The sequence below is a fragment of the Pseudoalteromonas peptidolytica genome, assembly GCF_012641745.1.
Lineage (GTDB): Bacteria > Pseudomonadota > Gammaproteobacteria > Enterobacterales > Alteromonadaceae > Pseudoalteromonas > Pseudoalteromonas peptidolytica.
The window spans coordinates 116,651-134,981 of sequence record NZ_WEHZ01000009.1 but is presented as its reverse complement, the minus strand read 5'-3'; the positions used below and the strand labels follow the sequence as shown (position 1 = coordinate 134,981).

18 protein-coding genes are annotated in these 18,331 nt (G+C 40.9%); 14 read left to right on the top strand and 4 right to left on the bottom strand.

The annotated features are described in order from the left end of the window. Positions 1–102: 102 nt before the first annotated feature. Positions 103–687 carry a rhombosortase gene (gene rrtA / locus F9Y84_RS08140; RefSeq protein ID WP_147389499.1) on the bottom strand — a complete coding sequence of 195 codons (585 nt, stop codon included), beginning with the start codon at positions 685–687 and terminating at the stop codon, positions 103–105. 82 nt (positions 688–769) lie between these two features. On the opposite strand from rrtA, the gene ggt reads away from it, so the two are divergent. The 13 genes from ggt to F9Y84_RS08075 all read left to right on the top strand — a co-directional run bounded on the left by ggt (position 770) and on the right by F9Y84_RS08075 (position 14,825). Continuing rightward, positions 770–2,530 (top strand): gamma-glutamyltransferase, encoded by a 1,761-nt coding sequence (gene ggt / locus F9Y84_RS08135; protein ID WP_147389498.1) that lies wholly within the window; start codon positions 770–772, stop codon positions 2,528–2,530. A gap of 173 nt (positions 2,531–2,703) precedes the next feature. Further along, positions 2,704–4,398, top strand: coding sequence for an NAD-dependent malic enzyme (locus F9Y84_RS08130; RefSeq protein WP_147389497.1), 1,695 nt, complete (start codon positions 2,704–2,706; stop codon positions 4,396–4,398). 141 nt (positions 4,399–4,539) lie between these two features. Further along, a complete protein-coding gene (locus tag F9Y84_RS08125) occupies positions 4,540–5,355 on the top strand; it encodes an ABC transporter substrate-binding protein (RefSeq protein ID WP_147389496.1) in 816 nt (271 codons plus the stop codon). Positions 5,356–5,474: 119 nt separating this feature from the next. Next, positions 5,475–6,119 carry an SIMPL domain-containing protein gene (locus F9Y84_RS08120; protein ID WP_225740719.1) on the top strand — a complete coding sequence of 215 codons (645 nt, stop codon included), beginning with the start codon at positions 5,475–5,477 and terminating at the stop codon, positions 6,117–6,119. A 56-nt stretch (positions 6,120–6,175) separates the two neighbouring features. After that, positions 6,176–6,550, top strand: coding sequence for an MAPEG family protein (locus F9Y84_RS08115; protein WP_147389494.1), 375 nt, complete (start codon positions 6,176–6,178; stop codon positions 6,548–6,550). A gap of 8 nt (positions 6,551–6,558) precedes the next feature. Further along, complete coding sequence (locus F9Y84_RS08110; RefSeq protein ID WP_147389493.1) at positions 6,559–7,200, top strand: sulfotransferase; 642 nt, start codon at positions 6,559–6,561, stop codon at positions 7,198–7,200. A gap of 36 nt (positions 7,201–7,236) precedes the next feature. Continuing rightward, a complete protein-coding gene (locus F9Y84_RS08105; RefSeq protein WP_147389492.1) occupies positions 7,237–7,809 on the top strand; it encodes a MiaE family protein in 573 nt (190 codons plus the stop codon). Positions 7,810–7,852: 43 nt separating this feature from the next. Beyond that, entirely contained in the window at positions 7,853–9,115 is a 1,263-nt protein-coding gene (locus F9Y84_RS08100; protein WP_147389491.1) for a S41 family peptidase, read from the top strand. A 215-nt stretch (positions 9,116–9,330) separates the two neighbouring features. Continuing rightward, positions 9,331–9,714 carry a response regulator gene (locus tag F9Y84_RS08095; RefSeq protein WP_125254144.1) on the top strand — a complete coding sequence of 128 codons (384 nt, stop codon included), beginning with the start codon at positions 9,331–9,333 and terminating at the stop codon, positions 9,712–9,714. Then, the gene (locus F9Y84_RS08090) at positions 9,711–10,616 is read left to right on the top strand and encodes an AAA family ATPase (protein ID WP_147389490.1); all 906 of its coding nucleotides are present in this window, start codon (positions 9,711–9,713) and stop codon (positions 10,614–10,616) included. Before F9Y84_RS08095 ends, F9Y84_RS08090 begins: the two co-directional genes overlap by 4 nt. Positions 10,617–10,618: 2 nt before the next feature. Then, positions 10,619–11,563: a DUF58 domain-containing protein gene (locus F9Y84_RS08085; RefSeq protein WP_147389489.1), complete on the top strand. Its 945-nt coding sequence runs from the start codon at positions 10,619–10,621 to the stop codon at positions 11,561–11,563. Beyond that, a complete protein-coding gene (locus F9Y84_RS08080; protein WP_147389488.1) occupies positions 11,553–13,490 on the top strand; it encodes a transglutaminase TgpA family protein in 1,938 nt (645 codons plus the stop codon). Before F9Y84_RS08085 ends, F9Y84_RS08080 begins: the two co-directional genes overlap by 11 nt. Positions 13,491–13,496: 6 nt before the next feature. Next, positions 13,497–14,825 carry a Na+/H+ antiporter family protein gene (locus tag F9Y84_RS08075; RefSeq protein ID WP_147389487.1) on the top strand — a complete coding sequence of 443 codons (1,329 nt, stop codon included), beginning with the start codon at positions 13,497–13,499 and terminating at the stop codon, positions 14,823–14,825. Between the two features lie 446 nt (positions 14,826–15,271). On the opposite strand, the gene F9Y84_RS08070 is transcribed toward F9Y84_RS08075, so the two are convergent. Genes F9Y84_RS08070 through F9Y84_RS08060 form a run of 3 tightly spaced genes read right to left on the bottom strand, consistent with a single transcriptional unit; the run spans position 15,272 to position 17,368 of the window. Beyond that, positions 15,272–15,700: an acyl-CoA thioesterase gene (locus F9Y84_RS08070; protein ID WP_125254139.1), complete on the bottom strand. Its 429-nt coding sequence runs from the start codon at positions 15,698–15,700 to the stop codon at positions 15,272–15,274. Next, on the bottom strand, positions 15,697–16,521 hold the full coding sequence (locus F9Y84_RS08065) for a M23 family metallopeptidase (protein WP_147391456.1): 825 nt from the start codon (positions 16,519–16,521) through the stop codon (positions 15,697–15,699). Before F9Y84_RS08065 ends, F9Y84_RS08070 begins: the two co-directional genes overlap by 4 nt. Further along, positions 16,514–17,368 carry a 6-carboxytetrahydropterin synthase gene (locus tag F9Y84_RS08060; RefSeq protein WP_147391455.1) on the bottom strand — a complete coding sequence of 285 codons (855 nt, stop codon included), beginning with the start codon at positions 17,366–17,368 and terminating at the stop codon, positions 16,514–16,516. The genes F9Y84_RS08065 and F9Y84_RS08060 overlap by 8 nt, the downstream gene beginning before the upstream one ends. A gap of 239 nt (positions 17,369–17,607) precedes the next feature. Here F9Y84_RS08060 and fabA point away from each other — a divergent pair, with 239 nt between their 5' ends. Further along, positions 17,608–18,123 carry a 3-hydroxyacyl-[acyl-carrier-protein] dehydratase FabA gene (gene fabA, locus F9Y84_RS08055; RefSeq protein WP_010372774.1) on the top strand — a complete coding sequence of 172 codons (516 nt, stop codon included), beginning with the start codon at positions 17,608–17,610 and terminating at the stop codon, positions 18,121–18,123. Positions 18,124–18,331: the final 208 nt, after the last annotated feature.

The window sequence follows — 18,331 nt, the reverse complement described above, 5'->3', positions numbered from 1 at the left end:
CTAAATGAAAAACATTTAATGCGGTTCTCGGCATATTTGCGTCTTCAACTCGAGCAAGTATCAAGTTAAATTAGTACAATATCTCGCAAATAAAAAGCCAGCTTAAGCTGGCTTTTTTGTTTTGTAGAATAAATAAATAATGGCTAACAGTACGCCTCCAATAGCACCAAATAGATGCGCTTCAATGGCGACTCTCGAATCTATAAGCATAGCAACATCAGCACTTGCGCCAGCATATTGCTCCCATAAAACCTTTGCCCAAACACCAATCAACAACAGGTATCCAGTGGTTAGCTTACGCTTTATATCTTCAAGCGCCCCCCAGACAATTAAACCATGTAGCAAGCCACTCAACCCTGTATATACAACTATGTTTGGTGCAAACAACCAGATCATAAGTCCCGTAAACGCGCCTAAAAGGCCGACGTTGACCCAATACTTTTTGATTGTTGTGTACTCAGCATGTAATAACCATATAAACACAATACCCAATATGTTGAGTAACAAATGATACCAGTTGCTGTGGGTAAATTGCCCTGTTAATAAACGCCAAACCTCGCCATTGGCAATCGCTGTTCGGTCAAAATCTAGGTAATAACCAAGATTGAATAGCATTAATACTGTTGATAAAATCGCCAGAGACAGTGGTGCTATGACATATTCTTTGTTGGTCGGAAGCTCAAACATACAATTTCGCATTATTCTTTTTGCATATTGTGCCTAATTGCTTTTATGATGCCAAATATTAGTAGCTAGCAAAGTGGGTATTATGAAACATACACTTGCATCACTCAGCGTGATAGCCGCATTCAGCTTTTCAACAAACACCTTAGCTGAAGAAAAAACAACCGAAATTAGAGAGCCAGAAGCAGCGACTGGCTTTCAGTCAAAAGAAGCTCGCATTGCTGAAAAGTATATGGTGGTAGCCGCAAATCCATATGCTAGTAAAGCTGGACAACTGATGTTGTCAAAAGGCGGTAGTGCCGTCGATGCCATGATAGCCACGCAACTGGTGTTAACTTTAGTAGAGCCGCAATCCTCGGGGATAGGCGGCGGTGCTTTTATCTTGCACTATGATAAGAAGAGCAAAGAATTAATTACTTTTGATGGTAGAGAAACAGCGCCAAAAGGCGCAAGCCCTGAACTATTCCTTGACGACTCAGGAAACGCTGTTAGATGGATAGAAGCCGTTGTTGGAGGGCGCTCAGTCGGTGTTCCCGGGATCTTACATGCTTTTAAGTCTGCTCATGACAAGTACGGAAAGCTACCCTGGCAAACACTTTTTAAACCGGCAATTGAGCTTGCCCGCGATGGTTTTATCGTATCACCACGATTAAATATGTTACTTGAGAAGAGGCTAAATCCAGGTTTGACAAAGCTAAGCCCTGCGAAAGAATATTTCTACCCTAATGGTGAAGCGCTAAAAACTGGCACCTTACTCAAGAACCAACCTTTGGCTAATCTATATTTCAAACTGGCAACACAAGGCATTCAAGCTTTTTATGAAGGGCAAAATGCTACTCAGCTAATTGAAGCGGTACAAAAGTCTGAGATTGCACCTGGCACACTAGCGTTAAGTGATTTAGCAAACTACGAAAGCAAGACAAGGTCGGCAATTTGTACCAGCTATAGAGTTTATAAAGTGTGCTCTATGGCACCACCAAGTAGCGGTGGTATTGCTGTATTACAAATGATGAAGTTGCTAGAACCATTTGAATTAGGAAAATACAAAGCCAATGCCCCTGAAGCGCTTCACCTGTTTACTCAAGCTTCAAGGCTAGCGTTTGCGGATCGGGACTTTTATGTAGCAGATCCTGACTTTGTTAAAGTACCTACAAACGAATTACTCAATGAGCAATATTTACAAGGTAGAAGCAAACTTATTAGTGAGATGGATAACCATGATTTTCCAGTAGGCGATCCAACTGCTGGGAAGCTGGCTTATGCTATGAATGATAGCTATGAGTTACCTTCTACAAGCCATGTATCAATAGTCGATGCTGACGGTAACGCAATTTCCATGACTAGCTCGATTGAAATGGCATTTGGCTCAACTGTTATGGTCAATGGCTATTTGCTTAACAATCAACTAACGGACTTTGCACTCTCTCCTAAATCGGGAGATAAATGGGTAGCAAACCGTGTTGAAGCCCATAAACGTCCAAGAAGCTCCATGGCACCGGTCATGGTGTTTAATAAGGATGGCTCACTAAAACTCGTTGTTGGTTCTCCTGGCGGAAGCCGTATCATCAACTACGTTGCACAAACCTTAGTAGGTGTATTAGATTGGGGTTTATCTCCTCAAGCTGCAATTGATTTGCCTAAAATTACCAACCGCAATAAATATACCACCCTTGAAAAAGGCACCGAGCTTGTAGGTCACGTGCAATTTTTTGAAAAAAAGGGACACGAGGTACAGATCCGTGACTTAAACTCAGGGCTGCATGCCATCGAGATTAAAGGTGGTCATTTAGTAGGTGGTGCCGATCCAAGAAGAGAAGGCATCGCGCTTGGTGAAAGTAGTGAATAAGCCATAGTTATATAGGTGCTTTTAAGCTATAATTTCGCGTTCCAGAAAACGATTCATCGATGCGCTCTGGAGCGCGTTAATATTGGTCTGATGAGCACTAAATTCATTGTAATTTAATCCTTTTCGACAATAATAAACCCTTAGACTAAAAAATTCGTGTCAAGCTTGTAAATATGACTAAACAAACCGATCCAAATTATCTCTACATTCCATATTCAGGACCTACACTTTTAGAAACGCCACTACTAAATAAAGGCAGTGCTTTTTCTCAACGTGAGCGGGAAAATTTTAACTTAGCAGGTCTTCTTCCTCCTCGCTATGAAACCATTGAAGAACAAGTTGAGCGTTGCTACCAGCAGTACTCAAGCTTCAGTGATAACCTTAATAAGCATATTTATCTGCGCGCCATTCAAGATAACAATGAAACGTTGTACTACCGTCTAGTACGTGATCATTTAGAGGAAATGATGCCTATTATTTACACGCCTACAGTAGGTGACGCGTGTGAAAAATTCTCTGACATCTACCGAAGTTCTCGCGGCTTATTTATCTCTTATGAAGAGCGCCATCAGATTGACGATATTTTACGAAACGCAACGAAAGGTAAAGTAAAAGTCATTGTAGTTACTGACGGTGAACGTATTCTAGGCTTGGGCGACCAAGGTATCGGTGGTATGGGGATCCCGATTGGTAAATTAGCGCTTTACACAGTGTGTGGTGGGATCAGCCCAGCTTATACACTACCGGTAATGTTAGATGTGGGTACAAATAACGAAAAACTACTCAACGACCCGATGTACATGGGTGCAAGACACCCACGTATTAGCCAAGATGAGTATGATGAGTTTCTTGACTTATTTATCAAAGCAGTAAAGCGTCGTTGGCCAAATGTATTGCTACAATTTGAAGATTTTGCTCAGCCTAATGCGATGCCTTTACTAAAACGTTACCGCGATGAAATCTGTAGTTTCAATGATGACATTCAAGGAACAGCAGCAGTAACCGTGGGTTCTCTACTTGCGGCTTGTCGCGTGAAAGGCGCTAAGCTTTCTGAACAAAAAGTTGTCTTCGTTGGTGCCGGTTCGGCAGGGTGTGGAATTGCTGAACAGATTATCAGTCAAATGATCTCTGAAGGGATAACAGATGAGCAAGCGAGAAGCCAAGTATTCATGGTTGACCGTTTTGGGTTATTAACAGAAGGAATGGAAGGGTTAAGAGACTTCCAACAAGCCCTTGTGCAGCAAAAAGCTAATTTAGATGACTGGACGTACAGCGGAGAGTTTGCCTCTTTGCTAGACGTTATGCACTGTGCAAAACCAGACATCTTGATTGGCGTATCGGGTCAAGCAGGTCTGTTTACTGAGCAAGTGATCAGAGCTATGCACAGTGGCTGCGCACAGCCGATTATCTTCCCATTGAGTAATCCGTCAAGGCAAGTCGAAGCGCATCCAAAAGATGTGATTGAGTGGACTGATGGCCAAGCTATCGTTGCGACTGGCAGCCCTTTTGAGCCTGTGGTACACGGTGACGAAACTATTATTATCCCTCAGTGTAACAACAGCTATATCTTCCCAGGTATTGGCCTTGGTGTGTTAGCAGCTAAAGCTACACGCATTACAGACAGCATGCTGATGGTTTCAAGTGAAATGCTCGCTGAGTCATCGCCACGTGCAAACACTGGCAAGGGAAGCCTTTTACCTGCGCTCACTGAAATTGAACCGTTGAGTAAACGTATCGCATTCGCTGTTGCGAAAAAGGCGATGGAAGAGGGCGTCGCACTTGAAATGGATGATGATGCCATTTGGGCAGCATTAGAGAAAAACTATTGGACGCCTGAATACAGAAACTACAAGCGTTGCAGTATTTAAACGCTTTATTTTGGCGCAATGGTTAAAGTTGCGCCATACTTCTATAATCAACGGTGCTAGGAGCACTTAAGCGTTTAAATGCAGTTACTCGGTCAAGGAGCATATGCTTCACTGCATGTTGTTTATTGAAAGGGGAATGGCATGCGCGATTTGGTCGCCTTGTTTGCAGCTATTTTCAGTATATTTGTGTACTCCGCTGATTTGAAAATAGAAGTGGTGTCCGATTACGACCCCGACAGGCAAACCGCACCAAACGATTTAGCGACTCAACTCTTAATCAAATTGGAAAGAAGCTTGGGTAATGCAATGACAATGTCATTTATTGCGGCCAGTCGAGCAAGGGAGTGGAGAGAGCTGAGCCAAAACCCCAACGCTTGCCTCTATAATAAAGTAAAAACAGCAGAGCGAGAGCAAGTTGCGGTTTTTACAGACTTACCACTGATGTCATTTCCTGCCAACCGACTTATACTGCGAAATCAAAAAGAGATACCTGACATTGTCTCACTGGCAACTGTTATAGACAGAGGCCTGCGCATAGGGGTTTCCGATGGCCGCTCGTACGGTAACAAAATAGATAACTTAATATCACAACACAAAGACACGTTTTGGTTCGCAGAGGGAAACCAAAGCGCTTATCGCTTAAGAGCGATGCTAAGCCAAGGGAAGTTGGATGGCATAATTGAATACAGTTCAGTGTTTATAGCTGAGCACCCGTCAGCACATTCGCTCAATCAGTATAGCTTTCATGCAATTACAGAAGCCGACTTCACTATTTTTGGGTACATAGCATGCGCAAGAAGCGATGAGGGTAAAGCAGCAATTCGTTTGTTTCAACAGGCTCTATCCGAGCCGAGAATGCAAGCAAAAATAATTGATGCTCACAAAGGACTTTTCTTTGAATTAGAGGAACCTTATATAATCCAGTCACTGGAAAATGCGTTTAGCGTTCAGCAATGATTAACACAGTTATGGTCTAATAAACTTTACTGACCAAACCATTACGAGACGTGTATATGAAACGCTTACTTTTATTCCCCTTAGTTTTGATCTTTAGTAGCATTACAAAGGCAAGCAGCTTGCCTGATTCACCTCACCTGTATGTGAAGGGAACTTCTTTTATACAAGTACAGCCTGACGTTGCTACCGTTCGCGTGGCAATAACTGAAAATCACAAGTCATTGCCAACTGCCAAGGAAAATGTGGACAAAGTCATGGCAAAAGCTATCGAAATAGCAAAAGATTTCAACATTCAGGAAAGTGATATTCACGCAGATCAATTAAACATTTACAGGCAAACGCGTTATAACCGTCAAACCAATGAAGAAGAGTTTGATGGGTTTCGGGTCAGCCGCAGTTTGACAGTAAAACTCAAAGACATTGCGAAATACCCAAAGCTTTTACAAGAGTTTGTAGATAGTGGTATTAATCAGTTTAATAACACTGAGTTTAGTGTAGAAAATGAAGGTAAATACCTGCAAAGCCTTAAAAAAGCGGCGATAAAAGACGCCAAAAAAGCAGCCAAAGAATTAGCAGGCGAGTTTGAAGTCGAGTTAGACAAGCTTTACTCTGTGTCGTTCCAACCTATGCAAACACCCATCCAACCATATGTTCGCACAGCAGCTATGGCGATGGAAGCTGATCGAGGATCGTATAAAGACGCATATAACACAGGCTCAATAACACTAAACGCTGAAGTTTATGCCGTTTATCTACTCAAGTAGAGCTAGCGGCCAATACCGTAAAGTTATAAACTATCCCTCCAATCGGAGGGTTTTTTATGATTACAGGATTATATGCGGCACTGTTGGCGCTTTTATATATTAAATTGAGTTTTAGTATCATTTCATTGAGGCACAAACATAAGATCTCACTCGGTGATGGTGATATTGATACATTGCGTAGTGCCATTCGAATTCATGCTAATTTCATTGAGTATACGCCGTTTGTGCTGATTATGATGTTACTGCTCGAACTACAAGATATTAGCGCTTTATTTGTTCACATTTTAGGTGCGGCATTTGTCTTTTCTCGAGTTGCTCATTTTATCGCGCTACAGCGCAATAACTTCTCTATACGCAAAGTGTCAATGGCCACTACCTATGGCGTTATCCTTACCTTATCTCTGTCCAATTTATACCTATATTTTATTTAGTTAATATAATGGCCACACAGAAAATACTCGTCACTGGACTTCCTAGAACTGGCACCACGAGCTTATGTATTACAGCCCTCAATTTAGGATATAAAACAGCTCACACAGCCTATACAAGACAGGCTATTAAAGACGCTAACTTTTTAGCAGATACGCCAGTGTTCGCAGACTTTGAAAAGCTGTATACCTTGTATCCAAGCTCTAAGATTATCCATTTAACGCGAGAATTTGAGCAATGGCTGCCTTCAATTCGACGGTTAATGTCATCAATGCGTGCAAATTTACTCTCTCAGCAAGGAGGGTTTAACGACACTATCAAACGTTGTTACCTAGCTACCTTTCCAAATTTTGAGCAACACTTTGAAGATGATGATTACTGGCTAACATGTTATAACCAGCATACAAGAAAAGTTCGTCATTTTGTTGCTTCAAACCAGATAGAAAACATCGAGGTGATGCTAACTGATGCGGATATAACGACTAAACTAGCACAGTTTATGGATTGTCCTGGACAAAACATCCGGATCCCGCATGTTAACATTAACGGTAAAGTCACAGCATGGAAGTGGTTCCAACACTCAAATAAGATTGACTCCACAAGAAATGGAAAGTCAGATAAAGACGCAACACTATACAATAACGCTATCTAAAAATAGTAATTAAAGGTTTAAAATTAAAAAGAAGTTATGTTTGAACTAAAATATCACACTCCATTTAGCTGGACTGATGCAGTCTTAGCTGATTTCGATACTTTTCTACAAGATCACGCTGCGGCGGAAAAGAAAGCAGCAGGCATGGCAATGGCGATGCTTGGACATTATCCAGATAGAATAAAGTTAGTGAAAGCGATGGCTGATCTTGCCATAGAAGAAATGATACATTTCAAGCAAGTATTAAAAATACTCACAGAACGTGGCACATTGTTAGGTAATGACCAAAAAGATCCCTATATAAAACAGATGCGTGCATTGTTTCGTCAAGGGAGTGATGAATACCTGATTGACAGGCTATTAATAGGTGCCGTGATAGAGGCGAGGGGACATGAACGATTTTCACTGGTTGCTGAAGCACTACCTAAAGGCAAAGAAAAAGAGTTTTACGTAGCCATTGCCAAGTCAGAAGAGAAACATAAAAACCTATTTGTAGAGCTTGGATATGAATATTTCGGCAAACATATTATCGACCAACGGCTTGAAGAAATTCTAATTGCAGAGGCGGAGATTTGTAAGTCCATCCCTTTTACTGCGGCACTTCACTAAGCTTTATCTTAGGAACTAAAAATAACGACAAGGATAACACTACATGAAAACGGTACATGCTTGGTGTTTTGGCTTTGCGCTGTTTAGCACAAATGCCGCTTTAGCAAAGACGTTTGATGTCAATGGCGCGTGGAAACAACTAAACACGGTACTGGCAACACATTATGCCTACCTTGGAGATGCAGAAAATCATCAAGCTGTTGAGCAAGCGTTTAGAAAAAAGTTAAACGGTGTCTACAACAAGCAAGATTTTATCGATTTGAGCCAGTCTTATTTACGCCACTTCACCGACCCACACCTCAATTTAGGCCCACTAAATGAAGATGACTATATTGTTTATCCAACTGGCGCAGATATTTTTGCCGTGTTTGAAGAAAATATAGCGGTGGTCTTGGACGTAAAACGAGACAGCGCAGCCGACATTGAAGGCATAAGACCAGGAAATAAAATTTCAACAGTGAATGGCCAATCAATAGTGAGTGCTATTGAAGATGTAATGCAGGTCGAGCTTAGCAGGCTAACAGATGCTCAGAAAAATTACGCTTTGAATATCGCGCTTGGCGGCAAGCGCTATCAACCTAGAAGGTTTAAGCTAATAACGAAACAGGGAACATCTGAGATGCAACTTCCTGCAAGTTATGACGCCATTAATGCGCTTTCTAAAGGAGGTACTGTTTTATACAAAAAAATTGAAGAGCTTGGTTACATTCGCTTTAACAATGCCATGGGAAATAGTAATACCGTTGCAGACTTTAAAGCTGCATTGCAAGCACTTGGTCAAGTTCAAGGGTATATTATAGACTTACGCAATACGCCAAGTGGTGGAAATACGGGTGTTGCAGAGCCTATATTAGGTCATTTTTCCACCACAGCTGCAGCATATCAAAAGCACCGTATACAAACTCCGACTATTCATTACCAGCGCGCGCAAGTTGAGACAGCAAACACTCAACCAGCGCAGCCAAGTATTCAAATACCATTTATTGCGTTGGCTGGGAGATGGACAGGTAGCATAGGCGAAGGAATGACAATCGGTTTAGACGCGCTTGGTGCAATTGCTGTGGTTGGCACTCCAATGGCTGATTTACTGGGCGGCATAAAACGATTACCACTCGACAAAAGCGATGCTTGGATTGAACTGGGGTTTGAACGTTTATATCACGTAGATGGTCGTTACCGTGAAGATTTCGAACCGACAGTGATAATGCCAGGTGATATGGACGAAAATGGTAATGATGTGACATTAGAGCGTGCGGTATTTCTTTTAAAGCAACACATAGATGGCAAAAGAGAAGTAATCAACTGATTAGGAATCCAACTGGCAGTATAAAACAACCTATTTAACATAATATAAATTATGGGTTGTTATGTGTGGATTGCATTATGCGCACTATCGTTACTACAATATGTCCAATACTAGACGGTATCGGACATATTCATAAAGTTTACAACAATAACTGTTGAGCTATGGATAAGCATTTTATAGTATGTGATTGAATTTGTAATTTGAAGTATCGACATATGGAATTTGTAAGACCGCTAGAACCCATTTTGATTATTGATGATGCAGTTGAAATCCGAGATTTTCTTACTCAAATTTTAGAAAATTTAGGCTTTGAAGAAGTCTACGGCTGTGAAAACTTCGATTCAGCAAAACCGCTACTAAAGCATAAACAGCCCAACGTAGTCTTTCTAGATATTGAGCTTCCAGATACTGATGGAACTGAAATTCTAGCTTACATCAATGAAAACTTTCCAACAGCTCATGTCATCATGTGCTCCGGACATAACAGTATGGAAAATGTTCAAAACACTTGGGAGTTAGGAGCTAAAGGTTTTATTGCAAAACCCTTCAATGCACACAAAGTCGATTCTGTAATGAAACGTTTAGAGCTGGTGACATGAACCAGGTCATTAATGATGTTATAGACTCTCTTTCTGCTGTGATTTTGGAAAAGCCTGAGCAAATTAAACTGGCGATTTGTAGCTTGCTCTGTCGAGGCCATTTACTCATCGAGGATTTACCGGGTATGGGTAAAACAACTTTATCGCATTCATTGGCTGATGTACTTGGGTTAAATTATCGGCGAGTCCAATTTACGAGCGATCTTCTACCATCAGACATTACCGGGACTTCTATTTTCAACCGCGAACAACAATCTTTTGAATTCCACCCAGGTCCTGTTTTCACACAGGTTTTACTCGCGGACGAGATAAATAGAGCAAGCCCAAAAACGCAAAGTGCGTTATTGGAGTCAATGGAAGAACATCAAGTGACCATAGATGGCGAGAGTCACAAGCTCCCTAGCCCATTTTTTGTAATTGCAACACAAAATCCACAACACCAATCTGGAACTTACCCATTACCAGAGTCTCAGTTGGATAGGTTTTTTATGAGGATTAGTCTTGGTTACCCATCAGAGGCCGCTGAAGCACAGCTAATTCACCAAGCTGGCATACCTCGCGCCTCAGTCAAGACTCAGCAAGTAATAGATAGTGACGCCCTACTGAAATTTCAGCAAAAAATCCCTCTTATTACTTTAAGTGACGCGGTAGTTAGCTATATTTTGCGTTTGATCACGTATACGAGAAGCTCAGGCATGTTTAGCGATCCACTATCGCCACGCGCCAGTATTGCACTGGCTTCAGCAAGCCGTGCATACGCATTTATCAATGGTCGAGACTTTGTCATCCCAGATGATGTACAAGCTGTTTTTACCTCTGTTTGCGCACATCGTTTGGGTGTAACGAGCACAAATGAAGCCCAGCTCAAATTGCAAATATTTGATAACGTACCGGTACATTAAATATGTTCAAACGCTTGCGAGCTCAAGTCAAACAGCACATATATAAAAAGCACCAAAGTTCAGAACTCACGTTTTCACACAGCAATATCTATATCTTGCCATCTAAGGATGGCTTCTTTTTTGTCACAGTTGCACTCATTAACTTCATTTTGGGGATAAATTATCAAAATAACCTGATCCTCGCGACATCATACATAATGGCCGTGATCATGGTCGTGGTCTTGTTTATCGCTTTTTTTAATTTTAACAATGCTAAAATTCAGTATTTGGGCGCTGAGGATAACTTTAGTCCTTATCACCCTACCCTTAATTTAAAGTTGTCATCAAGCTCAGAGATACAGTCGCTAAGGCTCACTAGTGAATACAACCATACACCTTCACATATTCCTATTATTCAAGATGAGATACAAATAGCGCTTCCTATTACCAACTTATCACGGGGTAAATATGAAACTGGCACCATTAAAATAATGAGCTACTTTCCACTTGGGCTGATCCGGACATGGTCTTATTTAAGACCAAATGATGTCTTTTATATTTACCCTACACCATTACCTTTAGATGAAAAAGAGCAACAACCAAGTCATATACCAGATAAAAACGAAACTTTATCACAACAGCAGGATAGCGCATCTGAGTTTGACCACCTTACCCTTTATCAAAAAGGGATGAGCCTTAGCAGGGTCGCTTGGAAGCATTACGCCAAAACCGAGCAGATGTTAGTTAAAACACACAACTCTAATGGCCACTTTTCAAATCAAACCGTCTTTGATTATGACTTATTACTTGGCACAAAAGAGGAACGCTTGGGTAAGCTTTGCACACAAATTTTGGATGCCGATAAACAGCAAGCTCATTATGCAATAAAACTCAAACAACTGCGTATACCACTGGGTAGCGGGAACGCACATAAGCAAAAATGCTTGGAGGCGCTGAGTGAGTTCTAAGTTTCCAGTATGGTACTATAGCACCTCTGTATTTGTTTGGTTGATTAGCCTCATTCTGATTGATGACTTTGGGGTTGGCTTTACGGGTTTAGTAAGCGTGCTGATGCTTTGGCAAACCATTCGCATATTCACAACACCAACAATATTGAGTGTGCGATTCATTAATGTCGTTACTTTACTTGGGGCAGTTACAACTGCAAGCTTAATTGGTCTGAAAAATAGCGTAAATGTTTTCGTCGCGCTCATGTTAATAGCCTCCTTGCTGAAACAGATACATGCCACAAAGGCAAACCAGTTCACGCAAATTTGTATTTTGAATTTTTTTACTTATCCGTGCTTATTTTTATTCACACAAAGCCTGTTTGCTGCTTTGTTAGTGCTTTGCATGCTGGCTGTAAACCTAGCTATTATGCTTAACCTAGAGCAGAACTTAAAATTAAAACCGGCTTTGAAAGTAAGCATCAAAGGCTTGATAATAGTGTTGCCGGTGGCTGCATTTTTAGTGGTTTTTTTACCAAAGTTACCGGCATTTTGGCAGCTACCACAACCCCAGAAGGAAGCTAAAACAGGCCTGTCTGAAAATGTCGATCCGTTTGATATTGTTAGCTTATCGCAATCGGAAGAACTCGTATTCCGAGCTACCTTTGAAAATGAGCAGATTGAAGGGCCTTACTACTGGCGAGCCATCATTCATGATGAATTTGACGGAAAACGCTGGAAAATATCTGAATATCAAAGAACGAATATGAAGCCACCTCCCCTCGATGAAGGCGAGCATGCAACAATCATTGCTCAACCAAGTCACATTCCTTGGTTATACGGTTTATCCTACTCATACTCAAATAACCCAAAGTTAAATAGCAATGTATTTGGCACAGTTTACCTCAAAAGTCTCACATCAAAGCCTATTGAGTACTCAATTATGGTTAGCGACTTTTCACCTGAAAGCACGCTAAAACCTTGGTATTATCAACGTAATGTAAAGATCCCTAAAGGGTTTAACCCTAAAACAACCCAGTTAGCTCAAACTTGGGCAATGAGTTCGTCAAATACAAGCGAGTTTATTGAGAAAATGAGGCTGTATTTTCTCAATAATCAATTTATTTACACTCTGACCCCAACACCTAGTCAGTCTGATAACAGAGTTGATGAATTTTTGTTTAATACACAAAATGGTTTTTGTGGGCACTACGCCTCGGCAGCTGCATTTTTGCTGAGAAGCGCAAACATTCCAGCGCGCTTGGTATCGGGTTATTTAGGTGGTGAGCAAAACAAAAACCAAGGTTATTATAGTGTTTATCAATATGATGCTCACGCTTGGGTCGAGTATTTTACGCCTGGAGTAGGTTGGCAACGGTTAGATCCGACAGCATGGATAGCACCAGAACGCATGACAGGTAGCCTGTCGCAGCTAGCGCAATTGTCTAATGAGTTTCAACAAGGATTAGGATACAGCTTAATCGCTTTTTCAAATTGGCATTCAATTAATTGGGTACGATTAAAACTAGAAGAGCTAGATTATCAGTGGACTAGAGTTGTCATCAACTTTGATAGAGACAAACAAAGCAAGTTGTTCAAAAATTGGTTTGGTAAATACGGCACACTGTGGGCTGGGATTATATCATTACTAATATTTGCGATACTATCTGTCATTCTCTTCTTCTTGGTAAACTATATACGTAGGGCTTCCCCCCCTATCGAGTTGGCTTATTACAATGATATAGTGCGTTATTTAAATAGGGACTCACACAGTGGTAGCGTTCGACAGAATATTCAGGAATTAACACAATTGTTTCCGGAGAATGAGAAGGTACTTTGGCAGTTCTATGCGTTATTTGAGAAGTCACAGTATCAACAAAAACCACTATCTAAGACTGAGTTAAAAAAATTAAAGACCTTATACAGGCAAATAAAAAAGAAAGGCTAGAAATAAATGAATGCTGTTATTTTGGGCGTGTTGCTCATGTTGGGGCTAACCCTTGTAAGAATTAATGTCATCGTTGCAATGACTATTAGTGCTATGGCTGCCGGACTTGTTGCTGGTTTAGACATAAAGACAACACTCAATGCGTTCAATGATGGGTTATCTGGTGGTGCAGAGATCGCGCTTAGTTATGCAATGCTTGGCGGCTTCGCTGTCGCTATCTCGAAATCAGGCTTAACACAAATTTTAGCACAAAGGCTCCTTAACCTTGTTAATGCTAATAGCAATGAAGGTTCAACATACCTGAGTATGTTTATTATGGTTGTTATTTTAGCTTGCTCTGTGGCATCGCAAAATCTGATCCCAGTTCATATCGCATTTATTCCAATCCTGATCCCACCTTTGCTTGTAGTATTGAATAAATTAAAGCTTGATCGCCGCGCCATTGCTTGTATCTTGACGTTTGGCCTTGCAACTAGCTACATGGTGCTTCCATATGGGTTTGGAGGTATTTATTTATATTCTATTTTACATAAAAACCTCATTGATAATGGTTTAACACTTGCAAAGTTTGATGTGCCCTACGCAATGGTTATTCCTGCGCTTGGTATGTTACTGGGATTGATCATTGCCCTATTCATTAGCTATAGAAAAAAACGCGAATATCAAGTAGGTCAACTGCAAAGCGAGCAAGTACCTGTTTTGCCCGAGGGAAAAGAAGCTAAAAAGGTGATGCTAGTTGGCGCTGTTGCTGTAGCTGTATCGCTTATTGCGCAAAATATCAGTGGCTCGATGATTCTAGGCGGACTGGTTGGTGTTATGATTTTCAGCTTATTTGGTATTGTAAAATGGGAGCAAAACTCTGACGTTTTTAGTAAAGGAGTTGCCATGATGGCAATGATAGGTTTCATTATGATTTCGGCACAAGGCTTTGCGTCAGTGATGAAAGCGACAGGTGATGTAGCTAGCCTAGTTTCTAGTTGCGCAAACTTTGTTGGCGACAACAAACCTCTCGCAGCTGCAATGATACTATTAGTTGGCCTGCTGATCACGATGGGCATTGGTAGCTCCTTTTCAACAGTGCCAATTATAGCGACGCTGTTCGTACCTCTATCATTGGAAGTCGGCTTTTCAGCCATGGCAACGGCAGCTTTGGTCGGTACTGCTGGTGCCTTGGGTGATGCAGGCTCCCCAGCCTCCGACTCAACGCTAGGTCCGACATCAGGGTTAAATGCTGATGGGCAGCATGACCATATTTGGGATTCTGTAGTACCTACATTTATTCATTTTAATATACCTCTCCTCTGCTTTGGTTGGATAGCTGCAATGGTGCTATAAATTATCAAAATATTGACTGATGAAAGGCACCTTGTATCATGGTGCCTTTCTTAAGCTTTATTATCCAACCGTTGAATTCAAAAATGCGTTTAACATAGTTCGCTAACTCTGAAAATATCGGTCTGATAGACCCTATCACTCAAGGTTTCTACTTGCACATTAAGATTAAGTTCCACAAAACCGTACCGTATATTGAGTTAATACCAATTTAACTTAATACTTGCTCAATTTGAAGGAGTAAATCCGACGCTAACCGCGTTAAAAATTTCTTATTTAGAACAACTAAATGGCAAAATTTTTGCCTAGTTATCGACAAGATTTTCTCGCCTCAAAATAGACCACTTAATTAAGAAAATTGGTATTAATAAATTAACAATTTGTATGATGTGTTCTTTTTGTTGTAAGGGACTAACAAGACATATAAAGACTATGCCTTGTTAAAATCATCAAAAGCCATTTAGCATTTTGTCACATACCACTGGGGTTGGTCTGTGGTTATCATCTACTGCAACAAAGGTAAAACTCCCCGTTATTGCTAGGTGTTTATCGTCTTTGTGCATTCTCTCGAGATAAATCTCAACATCTACTTTCAAACTTGTATTACCAACATGCACTACTTTTGATACCAGTTCAGCAAACGTGCCGGCTGGTATCGCCTCTTTAAAATCAACACGATCAGAAGAAATAGTTACAAGCGGTTTACGGCAAAAGCGTGTGGCTGCAATAAACGCCACCTCATCCATCCACGCTAGTGCATCCCCACCAAACAAAGTGTTGTGATGATTAGTACGTCCAGGAAACACTGTCTTGGTTACGTGAGTAATAGAGCTTGCGATACGCTGCTCTATAATTATCTTTCTTTGTTCTTCTGTCATTTTTTAACTGCTTTGTTTGCTAATGTTTCTTTCATAAGTAGAGCAGGGTCAAGTCTTTCCCCAAACCAATTAAATCGCCAATCTAAATGAGGGCCGGTTACTCTTCCCGTAGCACCTATCTCAGCAATTTTGTCACCTGTTGTAACTTTGTCGCCTGCTTTTACATCTAACTTACTGAGGTGAATATATGTTGACGTAATACCGTGACCATGGTCGATAATTAATGTGCCACCACTGTAGTATAGATCTGAATTTGCAAAAACAACCACACCGGATACAGGTGCATACACTGGCTCACCTGTTTTGTTCGCTATATCTAAACCAAAGTGAGGGCGTCTCGGCTCACCATTAAAGTATCTTTGGCTTCCATATATGCCTGATATTCGGCCTTTGGCAGGTCGGTATACTGTTTCTTTAAAATATAATAAATCTGAGTCACCTTGTCTGGCTTTCGACACAGCTTGCGCTTCTTCACGAATACGTTTGAGGACTGACTCAGGCGGTGAAACATATTTTTTAGCCACCCCTGTAATTTTATCTATATCATAATCACGTTTAGTAATAAGCAGAGGTTGAGAGTGTTTTTTGCCGTCTTGAGATTGCCAGCTTAACGTATGGCTTAACTCAGCATCGCGACCAAATCCAAAAACAAAGTAGCCTTCTTTTGAACGCTTTATTGCTCTTTCATTTAACTTTATATTACTGGCCTGTGGCAGTTTACCAATGACCATACCACCTTGGGTTAAATTGCCTTTTAGTTCTAATGCTTCAGTAAAAAGTGCTGTACTTGCAATTACGGCAAACATGAGCGCTTTAAGCATAAGCAATCGCTCCTTTACCCACACCTTCATAGGCACGCACTTGCACATGATCGTTAGGATGCTGCACTTTTACCTGACCTGCCAAGTATTCGGCAATGCACTCAACGGTGGTATCGCACGGCAAAATATCACAGCGCGATTTACTTATCGCAAGCTCAAAGTAGCCTTGTGATGACGTATAAGCAAACGCGTAATCTCCCTCTTCCGCTACGATATGTTTGAGCTCAGCTGAGGATATCAAATCTTCCTCACTTCCGAGATATATATCTTGCCATTTATCTGCCCATTGCTTTTGTAATCTCGGCATACTGACGTCGTTTAGCTTGATACCAATCAGTGAACGGTGACCATGAATAATACGCTGACAGTTACCATCATGTTTTTTAAGACCGTGACTATAGTGATAATAGAAGCCGCTTGTCGCCTCTGGTCGTAAAGTGATGTCGAGATCTTTCACATTATCCGGTAAGTGAGGCAAGATCACTGATTTGAGATAGGCAATTGTATTTACTTCGTTGACTTCTTCACCTTCAATCATACACACAGCTTGCTCTGGTGCACTCATTGCTAAATGACTATCACCAATATGAAGATCAAGTTCAAATCGACCATTTGTGTGTTTGGTATTAGCGCTAAGCGCGCTAGGTATTGCTAATTTGTGATCTAGCTTTTCATCGATAATTTGTTTGATTTGTTTTTTGACTTTCGCAAAATCTAGCACCATAGACTCAGCGTTTAAGTCGCCATGTAATACGATATCCGTGATCCAACTTTCCCCTACCGCACCACGACGAGGGCAAAGGTACGAAAAATCAATCACGGTTAAAGAGTCAACAAAAAGGATCATAAATTACCCAAAATAGCCTACAAAAAATCAATGTTGATTATAATGATTTTCCCACTATAAATCGCCCCTAATCAGAACTGATTTGCATTTAATCTCTTCAATTTTTTGAAATTTAATCAAATAGACATATCCTTAGCGCAAAGTTTACAAGTCAGCGTACGCTTTTTAACTGTTCGGAGTTGTTTAGCGTACATCTGTACGCTAAAGTAGCGTCAATTTGCAAGCTAAGAAGAAAAGTTATGGAACCTAAGAACAGCTATACAAAAGAAGAACTTATTTTATGTGGTCGCGGCGAAATGTTTGGTGAAGGCAACTGCCGACTGCCAAGTGACAACATGCTCATGATGGATCGCATTGTCCAAATTAACGATGATGGCGGTGAACACGGCAAAGGCCAAATCATAGCAGAGTTAGATATCAATCCAGATTTATGGTTCTTCGATTGCCATTTTAAAGGTGATCCGGTTATGCCTGGTTGTTTAGGTTTAGATGCAATGTGGCAGCTAGTTGGCTTTTTCCTTGGTTGGTCTGGTGGCCCTGGCCTTGGTCGCGCTCTTGGTGTTGGTGAAGTAAAATTCACAGGACAAATATTACCGACAGCGAAAAAAGTGACTTACCGTATTGAAATGAAGCGTGTAATAAAGCGAAAACTATTTATGGGACTTGCTGATGGCATCGTTGAAGTAGATGGTCGTGTTATTTATGAAGCAAAAGACTTAAAAGTTGGCCTTTTCCAAGACACCAGCGCTTTTTAATACCAATTTTCTTATTTAAGTAGTCTATTTTGAGGCGAGAAAATTTTGTCGATAACACCGCTTTCGCGTCCTGCTCACGCTGGGGTACCTAAGTCCTGTAGGCAAGCAAAAATTTTGCTCTTTAGTTGTTCTAAAAAAGAGATTTTTAACGCGGTTAGCGTTAGATTTACTCCTTAAAATTGAGCAAGTATTAAGTCAAATTGGTATA